The following is a 21,316-nucleotide window of genomic DNA, read 5'->3' on the forward strand; positions in this document are numbered from 1 at the left end:
AGGAAGGAATGTCTGATTCGCACGCGGCGCTACCGGGAGTCCAGGGAGAAGGAAAACGGGAGGAAAGATGAAGGAGGAAGGGATGCACGCATCCCTCCTCCGGTACGGACGCTTACTGGTAGCGGACCGTGAAATTCGCGACGCCGTCGGCGGTACCCGGCGTCACGCCGGCTGCCGTCGCTTCGTACATCGCTGCGAAGCGTGCGGTGTTCGTGCCGTTCTGCAGCAGCGTCGGCGCCTTCTGCTCGGCGCCGTTGTCGAGGTATTCGCCCGACGCGGCCTGCAGGCGGATGCCGACATTGGTGGCCGAGCCGATCGTGGCGAGCAGCTTCGGCTGGCCGGCGCTCGACGTGCCCGTGAACGTGAAGTACGCGTTCTGCGCGATGCTGGTGTCGCAGTCGGTCAGCTTGATGTCGAACGACACCGGGTCCGACTTGTCGCCGGCTTGCTTGAACTTGTTGGTCGGCACCTTGCCGAGCTGCACGGTCTGGTTGACCGAGTTCGAATCGATGCCGCATGCGCCCGCGACGATCTCGCCCGTGAAGTTGATCGTGCCGGTGCCCGCTGCGAAGGCCGAGGTGGACAGGGCCGCGAGTGCGACAGCGCTCAGGATGGATTTTTTCATGACGTTTCCCGTAAGGAGTGCAAATGGAATGGACGACGTGGCGGACACAAACGGCAGCGTGTGGTGGCTCCCGTCCGACACGAGGCGGCATTATCGAGATAACCGTGAAAGATTTCTGTAAATCATTGTCAAATACATCTGACAATGTTCGATTTATCCCTCTAAAACCTCATTCTTTCCTTTTCATTTTCAATCCCGGATTTTTTATCCGCAGTCCTTTTTGATTTTCCGGAACCGATTGAAGATTAAGGGAATTTCTTGCCGATAATCGTCGCTGCCGCGCTCTCCATTGCCGGCATTGGCTTGCGCTGGACCACTACTCAAAGGACAAAACATTGTCCAGCGCCGCCATCGTTGTTCGATCACAACACGAATATCGAATCATTTTCAACTGACAGGAAATTAACGACGGCATTCCATCAATACGGATTTATCGCGCAAACGATTGCGAAAAGCATACAAACGTTTTGCTGCGACACTTTGCCGCCGTTATTAATTCCAATTCATTGATTAATTCGATCGTCAATTGCCGATCGGGAATCGTGCGCATGCGGGGCCGCTGGAACGCGGCTGGCATGCCGGATTGGATGAGATGAAAAAGGAAGGGACGCGGCACACGTTTGCGCCGGCGGGCGACACGATTGGCCTATGGATGCGGGCGGCGGCGGAAGCAGTCCTTCCGCCCTACCGAGAGAGGAAAAGGGTGCGCGGACCAGCGAAAGGAAGCGCCGATGACGATCGGCAACACAGCGGGCAACACGCCCTGTCGAAGCGGCGGCCGCACGTCGAATCGTACGGCCGCCGTCATGTCGCCCGACACGCTGCGGTGTCAGGCGACGAATCGCCCATCACGCGGAAGCCGCGGCCTCCGCCGATGCCGGCGCCCAGCCGCCGCCGAGCGCACGGTACAGCGCGATCGCGTTCGCGAGCCTGAGCTGCCTGAGCCGGATCAGCTCCTGCCCCGACTCGTAGGTGCTGCGCTGCGCGTCGAGCAGCTCGAGATAGGTCGCGACGCCGCCCGCATAGCGACGCTCCGCGAGTTTTAGCCGCGCGCCGTCCGCCGCATACACGTCCTGCTGCGCGGCAAGCTGCCGGTCGATCCATTCGCGCGCGGCGAACGCGTCGGCCACTTCGCGAAACGCGGTCTGCACCGCCTTCTCGTATTCGGCGACCGCGATGTCCTTGCGCGCGTGCGCGACGTCGAGGTTCGCGCGATTGCGCCCGCCCGCGAAGATCGGCAGCGTGATGCGCGGCGCGAACGTCCACACGCTCGTGCCGGCCGCGAACAGGCTCGAGAACGCGTCGCTCACCGAGCCGTAGTCGGTCGTCAGCGCGATGCGCGGGAAGAACGCCGCGCGCGCCGCGCCGATGTTCGCGTTCGCGGCCTTCAGCCGTGCCTCGGCCTGCCGGATGTCCGGCCGCCGTTCGAGCAATTCGCTCGGTGCGCCCGGCGCCACGGGCGCGATCGACAGCGTGTCGAGCGCGGTCGCGTCGTCGGGCACGTTGCGCGCGAAATCGCCCGCCAGCAATTGCAGCGCCCGCACGGCCTGCGCATGCTCGCGCTGCAGCCCGGCCTGCGACGCGCGCGCGGACGCCACCAGCATCTCGGCCGAGCGCAGCTCGATCGCGTCGCTCGTGCCGGCGGCATAGCGGCGTTGCGTGAGCGCGGCCATCCGCTCGCGGGCTTCGAGCGTGCGCTGAGCGAGCGCCAGTTGCTCGTGCAACGATCGTTCGGAAACGTACGCGCCCGCCACTTCGGCGATCACGCCGATGCGGACCGTGCGCTGCGCGTCCGCCGTCGCGAAGTATTCGGCGAGCGCCGCGTCGGACAGGCTGCGTACGCGGCCGAACAGGTCGAGCTCGTACGCGCTGACGCCGACGCCCGCGCGATACAGCCCGCTGATCGCGCTTTCGCGCACGACCGGGTCGTACTGGCGCGCGCGTTCATAGCCGAGATTCGCGTCGACCGACGGCATCCGATCCGCGCGCTGCACGCCGTACAGCGCGCGCGCTTCCTCGAGCCGGCCGGCCGCGATCCGCAGGTCGCGGTTGTTCGCGAGCGCCGCGTCGATCCACGCATGCAACGCCGGATCGGTGAAATACGCATGCCAGTCGTCGAGCAGCGCGGCATCCTGCGCCGCGGCCGGTTGGGCCACTGGCGCAGTACTGCCGTCGACCGGCGCATAGGTCGCCGGCACCGGCGCCGCCGGGCGCTCGTAACGCGGCGCGAGCGAGCACCCGGCGAGCGCGAGCGCGGCGGCCAGCGCGACCGGAACCCGCCGCGCGGCGCGTGCATTCAGCGCAAACATCATGGTTGCGAACCCTCCATCGTCGCCGGCTGCGACCCGCCGCGCCGGCGCGGGCCGACGTCGAACAGGCGGCCGACGATCACGAAAAACAGCGGGACGAGAAACACCGCGAGCACGGTCGCCGTGATCACGCCACCGAGCACGCCGGTGCCGATCGCCATCTGCGCGCCGGACGCGGCGCCCGACGCGAACGCTAGCGGCAGCACGCCGACGCCGAATGCGAGCGACGTCATCACGATCGGCCGCAGCCGCAGGCGCGCGGCCTCGAGCGCCGCGTCGACGAGCGACATGCGCTGCGCGACGAGATCCTTCGCGACCTCGACGATCAGGATCGCGTTCTTCGCGGACAGCCCGATCGTCGCGATCAGCCCCACCTTGAAATAGATGTCGTTCGGCATCATCCGCAGCGTCACGCCGAGCACCGCGCCGATCACGCCGAGCGGGACGACCAGCATCACCGCGAACGGAATCGACCAGCTCTCGTAGAGCGCCGCGAGCGCGAGGAACACGACGAGCACCGACAGCGCGAACAGCATCGGCGCCTGCGCGCCCGACAGCCGCTCCTCGAACGACTGCCCCGACCACGCATAACCGATGCCGGCCGGCAGCTTCGCGGCGATCCGCTCGATCGCGCTCATCGCCTCGCCGCTGCTGTGGCCGGCCGCGGCCGAGCCGTTGATCGTGAACGACGGATAGCCGTTGTAGCGCGTGAGCTGCGGCGGCCCCATCGTCCAGTGCAGCGTCGTGAACGCCGCTAGCGGCACCATCTCGCCGCGCGCGTTGCGCACGCGCAGCTTCTTCACGTCGTCCGGATCGAGCCGGTGCAGCCCGTCGGCCTGCACCATCACGCGCCGCACCTGCGTGCCGTGCATGAAGTCGCCGATATAGTCGGAGCCGAACATCACCGCGAGCGTCGTGTTGATCTCGTCCATCGACACGCCGAGCGCGGACGCCTTCGCGCGATCGATGTCGAGCTTCAGTTGCGGCGCGTCCTGCGTGCCCGCGAACATCAGGTCGGTGAGCGCGCGATCCTTGCCGCCCGCCGCGAGCAGTTGCTCGCGCGCGGCGCTGAACGTCGCGTAATCGAGCCCGCCGCGGTTCTGCAGCCGAAAGTCGAAGCCGCTCGACGAACCGAGATCGGGCAGCGCCGGCGAGTTCATCGCGAACACCGTCGTGTTCGGCGTGCCCGCGAAGCGCTCGTTGATGCGCGCGACAATCGACTGCACGTGATCGCGCGCGGCCTTGCGGTCCTTCCAGTTCTTCAGCGTGACGAAGATCATCCCGCCGTTCGGCCCTTCACCGTACAGGTTGAAGCCGCCGAGCGCATACGTATAGGCGGTCGGCTCGTCGCGGCGGATGGTCGACTCGACCTCGCGCACGCTCTGCATCGTTTCCGCGAGCGGCGTGCCTTGCGGGCGGATCACCATCACCATGAAGTTGCCCTGGTCCTCGTCCGGCAGGAACGCGGTCGGCAGTTGCGTGAGCATCAGCGCGGCCGCCGCGGTCAGCGCGCCGTACACGACGAGCCAGCGCACCGGCTTCTTCAGCATCGTGCCGACCCGTGTCGCGTAGCGCTGCGTCGCACGCGCTACGAAGCGGTTGAACCAGCCGAAGAAGCCGCGCTTCTCGTGATGGTCGCCGGACACCGGCTTGAGCAGCGTCGCGCACAGCGCGGGCGTCAGCGACAGCGCGAGGAAGGCCGAGAAACCGATCGACACCGCGAGCGACAGCGCGAACTGCCGGTAGATGTTGCCCACCGCGCCGCCGAAGAACGCCATCGGCACGAACACCGACGTCAGCACCACGGTGATCCCGACGATCGCGCCGCTGATCTGCTGCATCGCCTTGACGGTCGCGTCGTAGGGCTCGAGCCCCTCCTCGACCATCAGCCGCTCGACGTTCTCGACGACGACGATCGCGTCGTCGACGAGGATGCCGATCGCGAGCACCATCCCGAACATCGTCAGCACGTTGATCGAGAAGCCGGCCGCATACATCACGCCGAACGTGCCCGCGAGCGCGACCGGCACGACGAGCGTGGGGATCAGCGTCGCGCGCAGGTTCTGCATGAACAGGAACATCACGAGGAACACCAGCACGCCGGCCTCGATCAGCGTCGTGACGACCTTGTTCATCGACACGCGCACGAACGACGACGTCTCGTACGGGATCTGGTATTTCACGCCCGGCGGGAAGTACCTGGACAGCTCGTCCATCGTCGCGCGCACGCGCTTTTCGGTGGATACCGCGTTCGAGCCCGGCGCGAGCTTGATGCCCATCCCGGTCGCGACCTTGCCGTTCACGTACGACGGATAGTTGTAGTCGTTGCCGCCGAACTCGACGCGCGCGACGTCGCGCAGGAACAGCGCGGAGCCGTCAGGCTGCGCGCGCAGCGCGATCGCGCCGAAATCGGCCGGCGTCTTCAGCGGCGCGTCCGCGAACACGGTCGCCGCGATCGGCGCGCTGTCCGGCACCGCGCTGCGGCCGATGTCGCCGATCGTCACGCGCGCGTTGTGCGCGCGCACGGCCGACGCGATGTCCGACGCGGTGAGGCCGTGCCCGGCCAGCTTCACCGGGTCGGGCCAGATCCGCATCGCATACTCGGCGCCCCAGAACTGCACCTTGCCCACACCCTCGACGCGGCGCAACGCCTGCACAACGTTCGCCGACGCGTATTCGCCGAGCTGCACGTCGGTCATCCGGCCGTCGTCGGACGTCAGCGACACGACGAGCTGGATGTTGTCGGCGGCCTTCTCGACCTGGATGCCGTCGCGGCGCACGGGCTCGGGCAGGCGCGCGTCGACCGTCTTCAGCCGGTTCTGCACTTCGACGGCCGCGAGATCGGCGTTCACGCCCTGCTTGAACGTCAGGTACAGCGACGCCGCCCCGGCGCTGCTCGTCGCGGACGTATACAGCAGCCCCGGTGCGCCGTTCATCTCGCGCTCGATCAGCGCGGTCACCGATTCCTCGACAACCTGCGCGGACGCGCCCGGGTACGTCGCATAAATGCTGACGACGGGCGGTGCGATGTCCGGGTACTGCGCCACGGGCAGCGCGCGAATTGCGAACAGGCCGCCCAGCATGATGAAGATGGCGATCACCCACGCGAAGACGGGGCGATCGATGAAGAAACGTGCCATGTTGGTTTGAACCGATCAGGTTTGACGGGCGGCCGCCTGCGAAGCGGCCGCTGCCGGCGCCGCCTTCGACGGCGGCGCCTTTTCGACGGGCTTGACGGCCGTATCGGGCGCGAACTGCGCGGCGTCGTCGACGATCACGCGCTCGCCGCCCGCGAGGCCACGCGTGATGCGCCAGTCATGGCCGCTCATCTGGTCGGCCGTGACCTCGACGTCCTTGACCTTGCCGTTCACGCCGACCACGCGCACCGACGTACGGTCGGTCGTGCGCAGCAGCGCGTCGCGCGGCACGAGGATCGCCCGCTGGTCGACCGCCGTGTCGAGCGCGATCCGCACATACGCGCCCGGCAGCAGCTCGCGCTCCGGATTCGGGAACAGCGCGCGCATCGCGACGGTGTCGGTGGTTGGATCGACCGCGAGATCGCTGAACAGCAGCTTGCCCTTCAGCGGATACGCGGTGCCGTCGGCGCGCAGCAGCGTCACCGCGATGTCGTGCTGCGCGATGCCCGTCGCGCGCCCGCTCTTCACCGCGCGACGCAGTGCGTCGACGTCGGCGGCCGGCTGCGAGAAGTTCACGTAGATCGGATCGAGCTGCTCGACGGTCGTGAGCGGCGTCGCCTGGTCCTGGCCGACGAGCGCGCCCTCGGTCACGAGCGCGCGCCGTGCGCGGCCCGCGATCGGCGCGGTGACGGTCGCGTAGTCGAGCTGAAGTTGCGCCCGCGCGAGTTCGGCCTTCGCGGAGGCGACCTCGGCCTTCGCCTGCGTATCGGCCGCGACGGCTTCGGTGTGGTCCCGCTCGCTCACCGCGCGATCGCGCACGAGATCGTCGTAACGGCGGCGCTTGTCGGTCGCCGCGAGCGCGGCGGCCTGCGCCTTCGCGAGCGCGCCTTGCGCGGCGTCGCGTGCGGCCTTCAGCGGCGCGGGATCGATGCGGAACAGCACCGCGCCCTGCTTCACTTCCTGGCCTTCCTCGTAGGTCCGTGCGGTGACGATGCCCGCGACCCGCGCGCGGACTTCCGCCTGCCGGTATGCGTCGAGCCGGCCCGGCAGTTCGACGGTCATCGGCACGGCCGTCGGGCGCACCGTCACGACGGTGGCCTGCTTCGCGGTCTCCGGCGCGGTGTCCTTGTCGCCCTTTCCGCATCCGGTCACGGCCAGCAGGGCCGCGAGCGCGAACGGCGCCAGCCGCATGCGGCGCCACAGGGTGCGTTTGTTATTCATGTTCTGACCTCGGATCATTCGCCGCCGATACAATGCGGCGGCTCAGGGTGGCCGATTATAATCAGTCACGACTGATTAAATACGTGCTGTTTCAATGTGACTGGCACACTGTCTCAATAAAACGACAGCGAACTGTAAGGAATTTCACGACATGGCCCGCAAGACCCGGGAAGAATCGCTCGCCATCAAGCACCGGATCCTCGACGCCGCCGAGCTCGTGCTGCTCGAAAGAGGCGTCGCGCAGACCGCGATGGCGGACCTCGCCGAGGCCGCCGGGATGTCGCGCGGCGCCGTCTACGGCCACTACCGCAACAAGATGGAAGTGTGTCTGGCGATGTGCGACCGCGCGTTCGCGCGCACGTCGGAAGGTTTCGACGCGGGCGACGGCCTGCCGCCGTTCGCGACGCTGCGGCGCGCCGCGTCGCACTACCTGCAGGAATGCGGCGCGCCGGGCCCGATGCAGCGCGTGCTCGTGATCCTCTATACGAAGTGCGAGCAGAGCGAGGAAAACGGTGCGCTGCAGCGGCGCCGCATGCTGCTCGAGCTGCAGATGCTGCGCATCACGAAGGCGCTGCTGCGCCGCGCGATCACGGCCGGCGAAGTCGCCGCCGATCTCGACGTGCATCTGGCCGCCGTCTATCTCGTGTCGCTGCTCGAAGGCGTGTTCGCGTCGATGATCTGGACCAACCGGCTGCGCGGCAACCTGTGGAACGACGCGGAGGCGATGCTCGACGCCGGCTTCGACACCGTCCGCACTTCCGCCGCCCTGCGCCGACGCGCGCAAAAATTGCCGGACTGACGAAAATCGTCGTAACAAATGCTGATTTAACCCGACTTACCGCACTGCGAAACGAATGAGCTGACCCCCTTTAAAATTTTTAACGTTTCGCGGAACATCGGTAGACTGACGCTGTCATCTTTCTTTAGCGTCTTCGTGATAACCGGGTTCGACCCGGTATGCACGCCGCCGTTCGAAGCGGGCCCGCCCCGCGCGTTGGGTCGAACGGAAACGACACAGGCCCCTGGCGGGGCCTGTTTTGTTGCACGCCCGCCGCCCGCCCCGTCGCCGTTCGACGGATGTGCCGCCGGCGGCCCCCGCCCACACCCCTTTGAACCGCTTTCCTGGATGTGGACACCTTGGTCAAGTCTGTCGCAACCCCTGACGCCGTCGCGCCCGGCCGCGCGCAGCGCGCCGTGCGCGCGCTCGTGCCGGCTGCCGTGCTCGGCGCCCTCGCCGCATTCGGCCTCGCCGCCGCGCTGCCGGCCGTGTCGCAACTGCCGGGCGCCGTCGACTCGGGCACGGCCGCACTGCCGCAGCGCGTGCTGTCCGATACACCGTTTCCTACCGCGCAGCATTTCGTGACGAGCGAGCTCGCCCGCACGATCGGCGAGCGCAACGAACACCTCGATCGCAACGAGCGCAGCCTGCAGCCGGGCCTGTTCGCGCCGCTCAGCGCGCATCGCAACGACATGCTCGGCTACGCGAGCCTGTTCCAGTTCGCGTCGCCCGAACACCAGCAAGGGATGCGCGCGGGCGACATCGAGCTCACGCTGTCCGATACGCTGAACCGTCTCGACGTGCCGCCCGAAGTGCGCATCCAGCTCGGCGATCTCGTCACCGGCAAGGTCGCGATGCGCGCGAGTGCGCAGCGCGGCGACTATTACCGCGTCGCGTTCGACACGAACGACGGCACGCCGCGCCTCACCGCGCTCGAGCTGCGCGTCGCCGGCCGCACGTTCGGCGCGATCTGGTTCCGCGCGCCGGGCGCCGAGCACGGTGCGTACTACACGCTCGACGGCTCGCCGCTCGAAGCTGCCGCGTTCACGATGCCGGTCAAGTGGACGCGCATCAGCTCGTTCTTCGGCGAGCGCATCCATCCGCTGTCGCAGGCGATGGCGTTCCATACGGGCGTCGATCTCGCCGCGCCGAGCGGCACGCCGGTCGATGCGGCGGCCGACGGCGTCGTGTCGTTCGTCGGCACCGATCCGGGCGGCTACGGCCGCTATGTGATCGTCGATCATGCGGACGGCTATTCGACCTACTACGCGCACCTGTCCGCGTTCGCTCACGGGCTCAAGACCGGCGAAACGGTGAAGCAGGGCCAGCGCATCGGCTCGGTCGGGATGACGGGCGCCGCGACGGGCCCGCACCTGCATTTCGAGGTGCGTGTCGCGAACGATCCGGTCGATCCGCTCGTCACGCTCGCGAGCGCGCAGACGGCGCTGTCCGACATGCAGCTCACCGCGTTCCGCCAGGAAGCCGCGCAATGGCGCTTCCGCCTCGCGTCGATCAGTACGACGCCGTTCGCGTTCGCGCAGACCGACGGGCCGCTGTGGGGTGATTTCGCCATCGACAAGTCGACGCTGCGCGCCGTCTTCGATACGCACTACTCGGCGTCGTGACGCACGCGCCGCGCGCGGTGGCGCAACGTCACCGCGCGGGTTCCGTGTACTCGGCCGTCGCCTGCGCCGCGCGTTGCGCGCGCGGGCCTCGCGCCAACAACCAGCGCGCCGCGCCGTCGAGCGACGTGCACAGCACCAGATAGATCACCGCGACGAACAGGAAGATCGGCGCCGGATACACCATCAGCCGGTTGTTCACCTGCGTCGCGACGAACGACAGTTCCGGCACGCCGACGATATACGCGAGCGACGTGTCCTTCACGAGCGCGACCCACTGGTTGACGAACGACGGCGTCATGATCCGGATCGCCTGCGGCAGCAGCACGTAGCGCACCGTCTGCCAGCGCGTGAGCCCGAGCGACAGCCCGGCCTGCCATTGCCCGTCGCCCGCCGCGACGATCCCCGCATGCACCGCATGCGCGAGATACGCGCCGCCGATCAGCGCCAGCGCGCACACGACCGTCGCGAGCCCCGGCACGTCCATGTGCAGCAGCACGGGCATCAGGAAATACGTCCAGAAGATCAGCATCAGCACCGGAATCGCGCGGAAGAAGCCGATGAACGCGAGGAGCAGCACGCGCGCCGGGCCGCGTGCGAGCGCCATCGCGACGCCGAGCGCCACGCCGAGCACGGCCGAGGCAATGGCGCTCGCGAGCGCCAGCACCAGCGACAGCGCGGCGCCGCCGAGCGGGCCGTCGGGAAACGCGCCGACCAACAGGTACGGCAGATTCGAGAAAAGCAGCGAAAGGTCCATCGTCAGCGCCCCGCTCCGAGCCGGTCGCGCCATTGCGTGGCCGCATACGCACCGGCCTCGATCGCGGCCACCGCCGCGACGTACAGCAGCGTCGCGACGCCGAACGCGGCGAACGTCTTGAACGTTTCCGTCTCGACCTGCCGCGACGCATACGACAGCTCGGCGACGCCAATCGCCATCGCGAGCGACGAGTTCTTCACGAGATTCATGTATTGGCCGAACAGCGGCGGCAGCGCGATGCGCACGGCCTGCGGCAACACCACGTAGCGCAGCGACTGCATCGGCGTGAGGCCGAGCGCGGCCGCCGCATCGTGTTGCGCACGTCGCACGCCGCGCAGGCCGGCCTCGCATTCCTCGGCAACGAATGCAGCCGTATAGGCGCTCAGGCCGACCCAGCCCGCGACGAATTCGAACGACGGCCACGCGAGCGTGAACGGGCCCGCGCTCACCGCATGGCGCGCATTGAGCCACGCGATCCACGTATCGGGCAGCAACGACGCGACGCCGAAATACCAGAACAGCAACTGTACGAGCAGCGGCGTGTTGCGGAACGCGACGACGTACGCGGCGGCGACTATGCGCGGTGCCCTGCCGCGCGCATGCCGCATCACGGCGAGCAGCAGCCCGCCGACGGTCGCGGCGATGGCCGACGCGGCCGCGAGGCCGAGTGTCAGCAGGAAGCCCTGCCAGAGCCAGGACAGATATTTGGGAGCCAACCCGAGCATGCTGGGGAGCGCGCACGACGCGCGCGGTCGGATGAAAACGAAAAGCGCCGCGCGGCCGATGTTTAGGCCGGTCGCGGCGCGCGTGCGGGACCACCGATCAGGTCTTGTCGCCGATACGGTAAATGCGCGTGAGCGGCGTTTTCGTCGTCGGCCCGAACCAGGCGTCGTAGATCTGCGTGGCGCGGCCGTTCGCCTCGAGCCCCTTCAGCGTGTCGTTGACGAAGCCGAGCAGGCGCGTTTCGCCCTTCGGCACGCCGACGCCCATGTAGTCGTTCGAGATCGTGAACGCCGGAATCTCGTAGTTCTGCTTATCGGGCACGTTCGCGAGCAGGCCGATCAGCTTCGGGCCGTCCTGCGTGATCGCCTGCACGTTGCCGGCGCGCAGCGCGGCGAACGCGAACGGCGTGTCGTCGTACGCGACGATCGTCGCCTTCGGGAATTTCTCGCGCAGCGTGATCTCGTTGGTCGTGCCCTTGTCCGCGCCGACGCGCAGGCCGTTCAACTGGTCGGCCGATTTCAGCACGCCCTTCTTCGCGAGAAACTGCTGGCCCGACGAGAAATACGGAATGCTGAAGTCGACCTGCTTCGCACGCTCGTCGGTAATCGTGAAATTCGCGAGCACGAGGTCGACCTTGCCGGACGTCAGGAACGGGATGCGGTTCGCGGGGTTGGTCGGTTGCAACTGCAGCTTCACGCCGAGCTTGTCGGCAAGCGCCTTCGCGTAATCGACGTCGAGACCGACGATATGGTTGTTTTTCGCGTCGACATAGCCGAACGGCGGATTGCTGTCGAACGTCGCGACGCGCAGCACACCGGCCTTCTTGATGTCGTCGAGACGGTCCGCATGCGCGACCGTGCCTGCGGTAACGAGCGCGACCCCGACGAGCCACGTAGCGAGCGTGTTGATTTTCATGAGCACGACCTGATTTGTTATGGAGGCCGCCGCGGATCGCGCGGCGCGCAAGGTTCGAAGAACATCGCGACGGAGTGTGTCGCCGCGAAGCCGCTAACGTATCAGCGCGTGCGGCGAATTCGAACCAACAAATGGTGCTTTGCTCTGCGGGTTTCGTGATGAGGCGCGGCCAACGCATGGGCGCGCGCGTTCATCGCGCCGTGCCGCGCTCGCAGTCACTCGCCGCCATCATCCGTGCCGCCGGCGGCGGACACCGCACACAGGAATTCGCCGTCGCCATTGTCCTGCAGGTAGTCGAGCGAGTGGTCCATGCTCAGGAACGACAGCGTGCCCGATACGCCGAGTGCGAACAGCGTGCGGTGATCCGGCGCGAAGATTGCCTGCGACACGCCGCCCGCGACCGGGAATTCGCCGACCGTGCGGCGCGTCGCGGTCTTGATCACGCGCAACGGCTTGTCGTCGTATCCGGTCACCGCGATCAGCGTGCCGTCGCCGTTGCCGTCGAAGCTGTGCATCGACGTCTGGCAGACCGGATAGCTGTCGCGCGCGGCGAGGCTCGACGCGTCGCGCCACTGCACCGACGACGCGTTGTAGAACCACGTTCCCGCGCCATTCGCGCCCGGCGTCGCCTGAATGAAATCCTGATCGACCGGATAGGTCTGGACCGGGGCGTTCGTCGCCGTATCGAGCGCAACGATCGCGCCTTTCTGCATCGCGTAGGCATACAGTCGCCGGCCATCGGGCGACAACCACATCGACAGCGCTCGGCCGAACTCGACGCCCGCCGCATCGTGCTCGCCGAGCGGCAGCGTCGCGACGACCTGCGGCCAATGCGCGAGGCTGACGACGGAGATCGTGTCATCGAGGCTGTTCAGCACGTAGAGCCTGTCGTTCGACGCGGACGCGACAATCGCGCGCGGAAACCGGCCAAGCGCCACGCCGTCGACGATCGCGCCGCTGTTCAGGTCGATGCGCACGAGGCCGTTCTCGCGCATCGATGCGACATAGGCGTACCGCTCGTCCGGGCTCACATACACGCCGCTCGCGCCGCGCCCGCGGCACATATTGCCCGGGCAACCGTCGAGCCCCGTCTTGAACGGCTCGCCCGCGATCGTGCGCACGACCGCGCGTCGGTCGACGTCGACGACGACGAGCGAGTTCGCGTCGATGTCGGTCACGTACAGGCGCTTGCCGGATGCGCCGAGCACCATTGCGTACGGCGACTTGCCGATCGGCACGACCGTGCCCGCGGCCTGCTCGGCCGACACCGGTGCGGGACGGTGCTGCTCGTCGTCGCGGATCTGCGCGTCGATCGCAGCCGCCTGCCGTTTCGCCTGACGCTGTGCGGCGTCGTGCGCCATCTCTCGATCCATCTCGACGCGCCACGTCTGCAATTCCTCGCTGCCGGCCCGCTGCGCGGCAAACAGCATCGCGACGCTGCCGAGCACCGCGAGCACGAGCGGCACGACGACACCGCTGCGGGCCTGCCCCGACCGGCCGGCCCCGTAGATCAGCCAGCCGGCGACGAAGCCGGCGATCACGCCGCCGAGATGCGCGGCCTGGTCGATGCCGCCGATGAAGAAGCCCGACAGCAGATTGATCGCGATCACCTGCCCGACTGCGCCGAGGTTGATCACGATCGGCGCGTCGTGTCCGCCTTCGCGCGCGCGGCGCAACGCGAATGCCGCGGCCGCACCGGCGAGCCCCATCAGCGCGCCCGACGCGCCGACGCTCACGACCGGCTTGATGCCGCTCGTCTGAAGCGCGACGCCGAACGCGAGACTGGTGCTGCCGACCTCGTGATAGCCGTGCCACAGCGCGCTCAGCAACGAGCCGCCGAGTGCGGACAGCAGGTATACGACGCCGAATCGCAGCGTTCCGCCGACGCGTTCGAGCACGGTGCCGAGCACGACGAGCATGTACAGGTTCAGTGCGAGATGCGTCCAGCCACCGTGCAGGAACGCGCTGGTCAGCAGCCGCCACGGCTGCCCGGTGAGCGTATAGGGCGCGAAGTTCGCGCCCCAGTCGAGCAGGAGCCCGTTCGATAGCGGGCCATACGACGCTTGCCGCCACATCAGCAGGAAGATGACCGCATTGACGACGGCCAGCAGAATCGTCAGCCACGGCATCGGGCGTTGTTGTTGTTCTCTCATAGGGATCTTGGTATGGGTTGCCGCGCGCAAACCGCGCGAGCGCCATTATATTTCGCGTCCCGTCACGAGAACGTGGCGACACCGGCCGACGGATCCGGGATAAAAAGACGCCCGCTGCACGCAGCGGGCGCGAATCCCAGTCAAGGAGGTGTCACACGAACTACGCAGTCAGATTAAGGAAATCGCGCGCCGCGGACAACGAATCGATTTCCATATCGATATGACGCGGCACGCTCATGCCGGCACTTCCCGGGTCGAACCGCGGATGCCGCCGCGCGCGTCATCGCACGCCGCAAATAAAAAGTCCCGCCAACCGGCGGGACGTTCGTCATCATGCAAGTACGCGCAACGCGCGGCCGATCACGGCTCGTGGCGCAGATACCCTTCCTTGCTCGGATCGCGCATCCGCCACGACACGATCAGCGAGATCGCGCACAGCACGGTCACGTACCAGTAGAAGGTTTCCTCGCTGCCGATCGACTTGAACCACAGCGCGACGTACTCGGCCGAGCCGCCGAAGATCGCGTTTGCCACCGCATACGACAGGCCCACGCCCATCGCGCGCACTTCCGGCGGGAACATCTCGGCCTTGATGAGGCCGCTGATCGACGTGTAGAAGCTGACGATCGCCAGCGCAACCGTGATCAGCACGAACGCGGCCACCGGGCTCGTCACGTCCTTCAGCGCATGCATCAGCGGCACCGTGCCGATCACCGCGAACGAACCGAACAGGATCATCGACGTGCGGCGGCCGATCTTGTCCGACAGCGCGCCGAACACCGGCTGCATCAGCATGTAGACGAGCAGCGCGACGGTCATCACGTTGCTGGCCGTCTTCGCGTGCATGCCGGCCGTGTTCACGAGGTACTTCTGCATGTACGTCGTGAACGTGTAGAAGATCAGCGAGCCGCCGGCCGTGAAGCCGACCACCGTGAAGAATGCACCCTTGTGCTGCCACACGCCGCGGATCGTGCCGGCGTCCTTCTTGTCGCGCGATGCGCTCGTCGACGTCTCGTCGAGCGACTTGCGCAGGTACAGCGAGATCAGTGCGGCCGCCGCGCCGACCACGAACGGAATGCGCCAGCCCCATGCTTTCAGCTCGCCGGTCGACAGCGTCTGCTGCAGGATCACGAGCACCAGCAGCGCGCACAGCTGGCCGCCGATCAGCGTCACGTACTGAAACGACGCGAAGAAGCCGCGACGGCCCTTCAGCGCCACTTCACTCATGTAGGTCGCGCTCGTACCGTACTCGCCGCCCACCGACAGGCCCTGGAACAGGCGCGCGACGAGCAGCAGCGCCGGCGCGAACGCGCCGATCTGCGCATAGGTCGGCAGCACCGCGATCACGAGCGAGCCGCCGCACATCATCAGCACCGAGATCATCATCGCCGCGCGACGGCCGTGACGGTCGGCGATGCGGCCGAACAGCCAGCCGCCGATCGGACGCATCAGGAAGCCGGCCGCGAACACGCCGGCCGTGTTCAGCAGCTGCGTCGTCGTGTTGCCGCTCGGGAAGAACGCCGGCGCGAAGTACAGCGCACAGAACGAGTAGATGTAGAAGTCGAACCACTCGACGAGGTTGCCCGATGAGGCGCCGACGATGGCGAACACGCGCCGCCGGGTGTCATGCGCGGACAGCGCAGCTTGGTCGGTCTGGACGTCCATGGGTTGGTCTGTTCCTTTTAGTACTTTCTGGGCGAGACGGCTGGGGAGCCGCCGCGTGCGGTCGCACGTGGCACCGGTTCCGGCGCACGGCGCTACGGGATTTTAGCGAAATGTAAAGTAACAGGCTTTCCGGGTTCGTCCGGATGTAGAAAATTTTTCTCCCGCCACGCGTTCGTCATATGAAAACGCCAGCCGTCAGGCTGGCGTCCGATGCAAACATGTCCGACCGCGACGATCACACGCGCACTTCCGGCGGCACGTAGCGGCACTCATAGCGCTTGCGCACGGTGCCGGCCTCGTCGACGCTTTCCAGGTACACGTCGAACTGCCAGAGCCGCGCCATGTGCTTGAGCACTTCCTCGCTGTCGTTCGACAGATGGCGGTTGTCGGTCATGAAGTGGCGCAGCGTGAGGCTGCGGTCGCCGCGCGTATTCACCGCCCACACCTGGATGTTCGGCTCGCGATGATGGATGTCGTACTGCCGCGACAGCGCCTGCCGCACATACTGGTAGCCGGACTCGTCGTGAATCGCCGACACTTCGAGCGAATCGCGCATGTCGTCGTCGAGCACCGAGAACAGCCGCATCTCGCGAATCAGGTTCGGCGACAGGTACTGCGCAATGAAGCTCTCGTCCTTGAAGTTGCGCATCGCGTAGTGCATCGCCGGCAGCCACGGGGTGCCCGCGATCTCCGGAAACCACTTGTAGTCCTCTTCCGTCGGCGCTTCGCAGATCCGCCGGATGTCGCTCATCATCGAGAAACCGAGCGCATACGGGTTGATCCCGCTGTAGTACGGCTTCGTGACGGGCGGCTGGTAGACCACGTTGCTGTGCGAATGCAGGAACTCCATCATGAAGCCGTCTTCCAGCTTGCCCTGGTTGTACAGCGTGTTCAGCAGCGTGTAGTGCCAGAACGTCGCCCAGCCTTCATTCATCACCTGCGTCTGCCGCTGCGGGTAGAAATACTGGCCGATCTTGCGCACGATGCGGATTACTTCCCGCTCCCATGGTTCGAGCAGCGGCGCATTCTTCTCCGCGAAATACAGCAGGTTCTCCTGCGGCTCGGGCGGATAGCGGCCTTCCTGTTCCTCCGTCAGCTCGGGCTTCTTGCCCGGCAGCGTGCGCCAGAGTTCGTTCACCTGCGACTGCAGGTACGCCTCGCGCTCGCGCCGCAGCGCCGCTTCCTTCGACAGCGACGGTTTCTGCGGCCGCTTGTAGCGGTCGACGCCGTAGTTCATCAGCGCATGGCATGAATCGAGCAGCTCCTCGACGCGATCGAGGCCGTAGCGCTCCTCGCATTCCGCGACGTAGTTCTTCGCATACACGAGATAGTCGATGATCGCGTGTGCGTCGGTCCACAGCCGGAACAGGTAGTTGCCCTTGAAGAACGAGTTGTGCCCGTACGCCGCGTGCGCGATGACGAGCGCCTGCATCGTCATCGTGTTCTCTTCCATCAGATACGCGATGCACGGGTTCGAATTGATGACGATTTCGTAGGCGAGGCCCATCTGGCCGCGGCGGTAGCTCTTCTCGGTCGCGAGGAAGTGCTTGCCGAACGACCAGTGACGGTAGTTGACCGGCATCCCGACCGACGCATACGCATCCATCATCTGCTCGGCGCTGATCAGTTCGAGCTGGATCGGGTAGATGTCGAGCTCGTATTGTTCGGCGACCTGCGAGATGTGCGTGTCGTATTCCTCGAGCAATTCGAACGTCCAGTCGGACGGGCACGGCAGTGGCTTGCGTTCGGCAACGTTCATACGCGCTTCCTTTTGCCCGGAACCGGGCAAGTCGGCGGCCGGCGGCGGCGGTTCGGCCTGCACGCGTTGCTGCGGTGCGGCAGGGCCGGCCGTGTCGTCGCCGGAAGGGCGCGGCGCGTAGCCGCGCGACTCGTTGTGCAGATGGCGAGTCGTCATGACATTTCCACCTGCTTTTCGAACAATTCGCGAAACACCGGGTAAATGTCCGCAGCCGATTCCACTTTTTTCATCGCGAGATGCGGTTGCGACAGGGCCAGTTGCGCGTATTCCAGCCACAGGTTCTGCTCTTCCGGCGCGACCTGGATATACGCGAAGTAACGTGTCTTGGTGAGGATATCCTCTTCCAGGATTTTGCGACACTTGGGCGAATCGTCAGTCCAGTTGTCGCCGTCGGACGCCTGCGCGCCGTAGATGTTCCATTCGGTCGGCGAGTAGCGCTCGTTCATCACCTTGCGCATCAGTTCGAGCGCGCTCGACACGACCGTGCCGCCGCTTTCGGTCGAATGGAAGAAGGTCTCTTCGTCGACTTCCTCGGCGCGCGTGTGGTGACGGATGAACACCACTTCGATGCGCTCGTAGTTGCGCTTCAGGAACAGGTAAAGCAGGATGAAGAAGCGCTTCGCGAGATCCTTGCGCTGCTCGTCCATCGAGCCCGACACGTCCATCAGGCAGAACATCACGGCCTGGCTCGACGGTTGCGGCTGCTTCACGCGGTTGATGTAGCGCAGGTCGAACGGATCGATGAACGGAATCCGCCAGATGCGCCCTTTCAGGTGATGGATCTCGGCCTCGAGCGTCGCGATTTCCGCGCGGCGGTCTTCCGGATCGCTCTTCATCACCTCGAGCTGCGCCTCGAGCTCGCGCAGCTCGTTGACGAGCGGCGAGCCGAGCGCGATGCGCCGGCCGAGCGCGCTGCGCAGCGAACGCACGACGTCGATGTTGTTCGGCGTGCCTTCCGCCGACCAGCCCGCCCGCACGTTCTTCCAGCTCGGCACCGTCAGCAGGTGCGTCTTCACGAGGCGCGGCAGTTCGAGATCGTCGAAGAAGTACTGCATGAACTCGTCGCGCGACAGCTCGAACACGAAGTCGTCCTGCCCTTCCCCCTCGTTGCTCGCCTGACTGCCGCCGCCGCCCGAGCCGCCCTGCGGACGCGGGATCTTGTCGCCGCGTATGTAGTCCTCGTTGCCGGGGTGCACGTATTCACGACGCCCGCCCGGCGCGTGCCGGAAATTCGGCTCCGCGATGTCCTTGCGCGGGATCGTGATGCTCTGCGTGCTCTGGATATCCTTGATGCTACGGTCGCGCACCGCGTCGGACACGGCACGACGAATGTAGTTCTTGACGCGACGCAGGAAGCGTTCGCGATTGGCGATGCTCTTGTTCTTGCCGGCCAGCCTGCGGTCGATGATTTGATGAAGCACTCCCGGTCTCCCGCTCGAAAATCGATCTGCCGGGGCACTCGCCGCGCATGCCGTCTGCCGTCATGCGGGCGGCGCCTCTGAAAGCACCCGTACGGACTCGCCGCACGGGCGCGATACCGCGCGCGTCATGACGACTTGCGCACGCGCAGGTACCAGTCGCAAAGCAGCCTCACCTGCTTCGGCGTATAGCCCTTCGCGACCATCCGGTTCACAAAGTCCTCATGCTTGCGCTGCTCCTCCGCCGAACCCTTGGCGTTGAATGAAATCACCGGCAACAGTTCCTCGGTGTTCGAGAACATCTTCTTCTCGATCACGACGCGCAACTTCTCGTAGCTCGTCCACACGGGGTTCTTGCCGGCGTTCGCCGCCCGTGCGCGCAACACGAAGTTCACGATCTCGTTGCGGAAATCCTTCGGATTGCTGATTCCGGCCGGCTTCTCGATCTTCTCCAGCTCCGCGTTCAGCGCGGCGCGGTCGAAACTCTCGCCCGTGTCGTGGTCGCGGAATTCCTGATCCTGGATCCAGAAGTCCGCATACGTGACGTAGCGGTCGAAGATGTTCTGGCCGTACTCCGAATACGACTCGAGGTAGGCCGTCTGGATCTCCTTGCCAATGAACTCCGCGTAGCGCGACGCGAGCACGTCCTTCACGAAGGACAGGTACTTCTGCTCGGTTTCCGGCGGGAACTGCTCGCGTTCGATCTGCTGTTCGAGCACGTACATCAGGTGCACGGGGTTGGCCGCGACCTCGCTCGTATCGAAGTTGAACACGCGCGACAGGATCTTGAACGCGAAGCGCGTCGATACGCCCGTCATCCCTTCGTCCACGCCCGCGTAGTCGCGATACTCCTGGTACGACTTCGCCTTCGGATCGGTGTCCTTCAGGTTTTCGCCGTCGTACACCTGCATCTTCGAGAACAGGCTCGAATTCTCCGGCTCGTGCAGGCGCGACAGCACCGAGAACTGCGACATCATCTTCAGCGTACCCGGCGCGCACACGGCCTCGGCCAGCGACGAATTGCGGATCAGCTTCTCGTAGATCTTGATCTCTTCCGACACGCGCAGGCAGTACGGCACCTTCACGACGAAGATCCGGTCGAGCAGTGCCTCGTTGTTGCGGTTGTTGCGGAAGGCCTTCCACTCCGATTCGTTCGAGTGCGCAAGAATCACGCCGTCGAACGGAATCGCGCCGAAACCTTCGGTGCCCTTGAAGTTGCCTTCCTGCGTGGCGGTCAGCAGCGGGTGCAGCACCTTGATCGGCGCCTTGAACATTTCGACGAATTCGAGCAGGCCCTGGTTCGCGAGGCACAGGCCGCCCGAGTAGCTGTATGCGTCGGCATCGTCCTGCGCGTACTGTTCGAGCTTGCGGATATCGACCTTGCCGACCAGTGACGAGATGTCCTGATTGTTCTCGTCGCCCGGCTCCGTCTTCGCGATGCCGACCTGCCGCAGGATCGACGGATAGCGTCGCACCACGCGGAACTGGCGGATGTCGCCGTTGTATTCGTGCAGGCGCTTGACGGCCCACGGACTCAGGATGCTTTTCAGGTAGCGGCGCGGAATGCCGTACTGTTCCTCGAGGATCGGACCATCCTCGTCGTAGTCGAACAGCCCGAGCGGCGATTCGTTGACGGGCGAACCCTTCAGCGAATAGAACGGCACGCGCTCCATCAGTTGCTTCAGGCGTTCGGCGATCGACGACTTGCCGCCGCCCACCGGGCCCAGCAGGTAGAGGATCTGCTTCTTCTCTTCCAGACCTTGCGCAGCGTGGCGGAAGTACGCGACCACCTGCTCGATCACTTCCTCCATTCCGTAGAACTCACGGAACGCGGGATAGACCTTGATAACCTTGTTCGCGAAGATCCGCGACAGGCGCGGCTCGTTGCGGGTATCGATCTGTTCAGGTTCCCCGATTGCTTCCAGCATGCGTTCACCCGCCGTCGCATACGCGGATGGATCGTTCTTGCAGAGCGCGAGATACTCCTCCAGCGAGAGCTCTTCCTCTCGCGTTTTTTCGAAGCGGTTCGCGAAGCTGCTGTAAATATCCATGCTACCTCCCTCGCCTGAGTCTGAAGACGTGCCTGCCCTCGTATGACTGCGCAGAAGCAAGCGCGTTCGAATTCATCCTAAACCCTTTCTTATTTTTTTTCACGAACTCTTCGTATGAAGTTCGTCATTCTCGACAACACCGCTTGGACAACGCATTTCGTCGTTTTACAATCGACCTCCCGA

At 65.8% G+C, this 21,316-nt stretch carries 14 protein-coding genes; 2 read left to right on the forward strand and 12 right to left on the reverse strand.

Annotated features, from left to right (window positions below; all coding sequences use genetic code 11):
• Nucleotides 1-112: 112 nt before the first annotated feature.
• The 4 genes from HWW87_RS08005 to HWW87_RS08020 form a co-directional block, all read right to left on the reverse strand.
• Nucleotides 113-625 carry a fimbrial protein gene (locus tag HWW87_RS08005; protein WP_011545365.1) on the reverse strand — a complete coding sequence of 171 codons (513 nt, stop codon included), beginning with the start codon at nucleotides 623-625 and terminating at the stop codon, nucleotides 113-115.
• 848 nt (nucleotides 626-1,473) lie between these two features.
• A complete protein-coding gene (locus HWW87_RS08010) occupies nucleotides 1,474-2,934 on the reverse strand; it encodes an efflux transporter outer membrane subunit (RefSeq protein WP_175820693.1) in 1,461 nt (486 codons plus the stop codon).
• Nucleotides 2,934-6,074 (reverse strand): multidrug efflux RND transporter permease subunit, encoded by a 3,141-nt coding sequence (locus tag HWW87_RS08015; protein WP_175819870.1) that lies wholly within the window; start codon nucleotides 6,072-6,074, stop codon nucleotides 2,934-2,936. Before HWW87_RS08015 ends, HWW87_RS08010 begins: the two co-directional genes overlap by 1 nt.
• A gap of 15 nt (nucleotides 6,075-6,089) precedes the next feature.
• Nucleotides 6,090-7,292 carry a MexX/AxyX family multidrug efflux RND transporter periplasmic adaptor subunit gene (locus HWW87_RS08020; protein ID WP_175819871.1) on the reverse strand — a complete coding sequence of 401 codons (1,203 nt, stop codon included), beginning with the start codon at nucleotides 7,290-7,292 and terminating at the stop codon, nucleotides 6,090-6,092.
• Between the two features lie 151 nt (nucleotides 7,293-7,443).
• Here HWW87_RS08020 and HWW87_RS08025 point away from each other — a divergent pair, with 151 nt between their 5' ends.
• Together HWW87_RS08025 and HWW87_RS08030 are read left to right on the forward strand one after the other, a co-directional pair.
• Entirely contained in the window at nucleotides 7,444-8,091 is a 648-nt protein-coding gene (locus HWW87_RS08025; RefSeq protein ID WP_175819872.1) for a TetR family transcriptional regulator, read from the forward strand.
• 338 nt (nucleotides 8,092-8,429) lie between these two features.
• Nucleotides 8,430-9,695 carry a M23 family metallopeptidase gene (locus tag HWW87_RS08030; RefSeq protein WP_175819873.1) on the forward strand — a complete coding sequence of 422 codons (1,266 nt, stop codon included), beginning with the start codon at nucleotides 8,430-8,432 and terminating at the stop codon, nucleotides 9,693-9,695.
• A 28-nt stretch (nucleotides 9,696-9,723) separates the two neighbouring features.
• Here the strand turns inward: HWW87_RS08030 and HWW87_RS08035 are convergent, their stop codons facing one another.
• The 8 genes from HWW87_RS08035 to HWW87_RS08070 all read right to left on the reverse strand — a co-directional run bounded on the left by HWW87_RS08035 (nucleotide 9,724) and on the right by HWW87_RS08070 (nucleotide 21,133).
• Nucleotides 9,724-10,449, reverse strand: a complete 726-nt coding sequence (locus HWW87_RS08035; RefSeq protein ID WP_175819874.1) for an amino acid ABC transporter permease — start codon at nucleotides 10,447-10,449, stop codon at nucleotides 9,724-9,726.
• A gap of 2 nt (nucleotides 10,450-10,451) precedes the next feature.
• Complete coding sequence (locus tag HWW87_RS08040; protein WP_174430357.1) at nucleotides 10,452-11,174, reverse strand: amino acid ABC transporter permease; 723 nt, start codon at nucleotides 11,172-11,174, stop codon at nucleotides 10,452-10,454.
• Nucleotides 11,175-11,271: 97 nt separating this feature from the next.
• Complete coding sequence (locus HWW87_RS08045; RefSeq protein WP_175819875.1) at nucleotides 11,272-12,087, reverse strand: ABC transporter substrate-binding protein; 816 nt, start codon at nucleotides 12,085-12,087, stop codon at nucleotides 11,272-11,274.
• A gap of 215 nt (nucleotides 12,088-12,302) precedes the next feature.
• On the reverse strand, nucleotides 12,303-14,240 hold the full coding sequence (locus HWW87_RS08050) for a rhomboid family intramembrane serine protease (protein WP_244107153.1): 1,938 nt from the start codon (nucleotides 14,238-14,240) through the stop codon (nucleotides 12,303-12,305).
• 360 nt (nucleotides 14,241-14,600) lie between these two features.
• Complete coding sequence (locus tag HWW87_RS08055) at nucleotides 14,601-15,905, reverse strand: MFS family transporter (protein WP_175819876.1); 1,305 nt, start codon at nucleotides 15,903-15,905, stop codon at nucleotides 14,601-14,603.
• 235 nt (nucleotides 15,906-16,140) lie between these two features.
• Nucleotides 16,141-17,820: a SpoVR family protein gene (locus HWW87_RS08060; protein ID WP_175819877.1), complete on the reverse strand. Its 1,680-nt coding sequence runs from the start codon at nucleotides 17,818-17,820 to the stop codon at nucleotides 16,141-16,143.
• Nucleotides 17,817-19,085 carry a YeaH/YhbH family protein gene (locus tag HWW87_RS08065; RefSeq protein ID WP_175819878.1) on the reverse strand — a complete coding sequence of 423 codons (1,269 nt, stop codon included), beginning with the start codon at nucleotides 19,083-19,085 and terminating at the stop codon, nucleotides 17,817-17,819. The genes HWW87_RS08060 and HWW87_RS08065 overlap by 4 nt, the downstream gene beginning before the upstream one ends.
• Nucleotides 19,086-19,210: 125 nt before the next feature.
• Complete coding sequence (locus tag HWW87_RS08070; protein ID WP_174388863.1) at nucleotides 19,211-21,133, reverse strand: PrkA family serine protein kinase; 1,923 nt, start codon at nucleotides 21,131-21,133, stop codon at nucleotides 19,211-19,213.
• Between the last annotated feature and the right edge of the window lie 183 nt (nucleotides 21,134-21,316).

Origin of the sequence: Burkholderia sp. BCC0419 (assembly GCF_902830285.1) — a bacterium.
Lineage (GTDB): Bacteria > Pseudomonadota > Gammaproteobacteria > Burkholderiales > Burkholderiaceae > Burkholderia.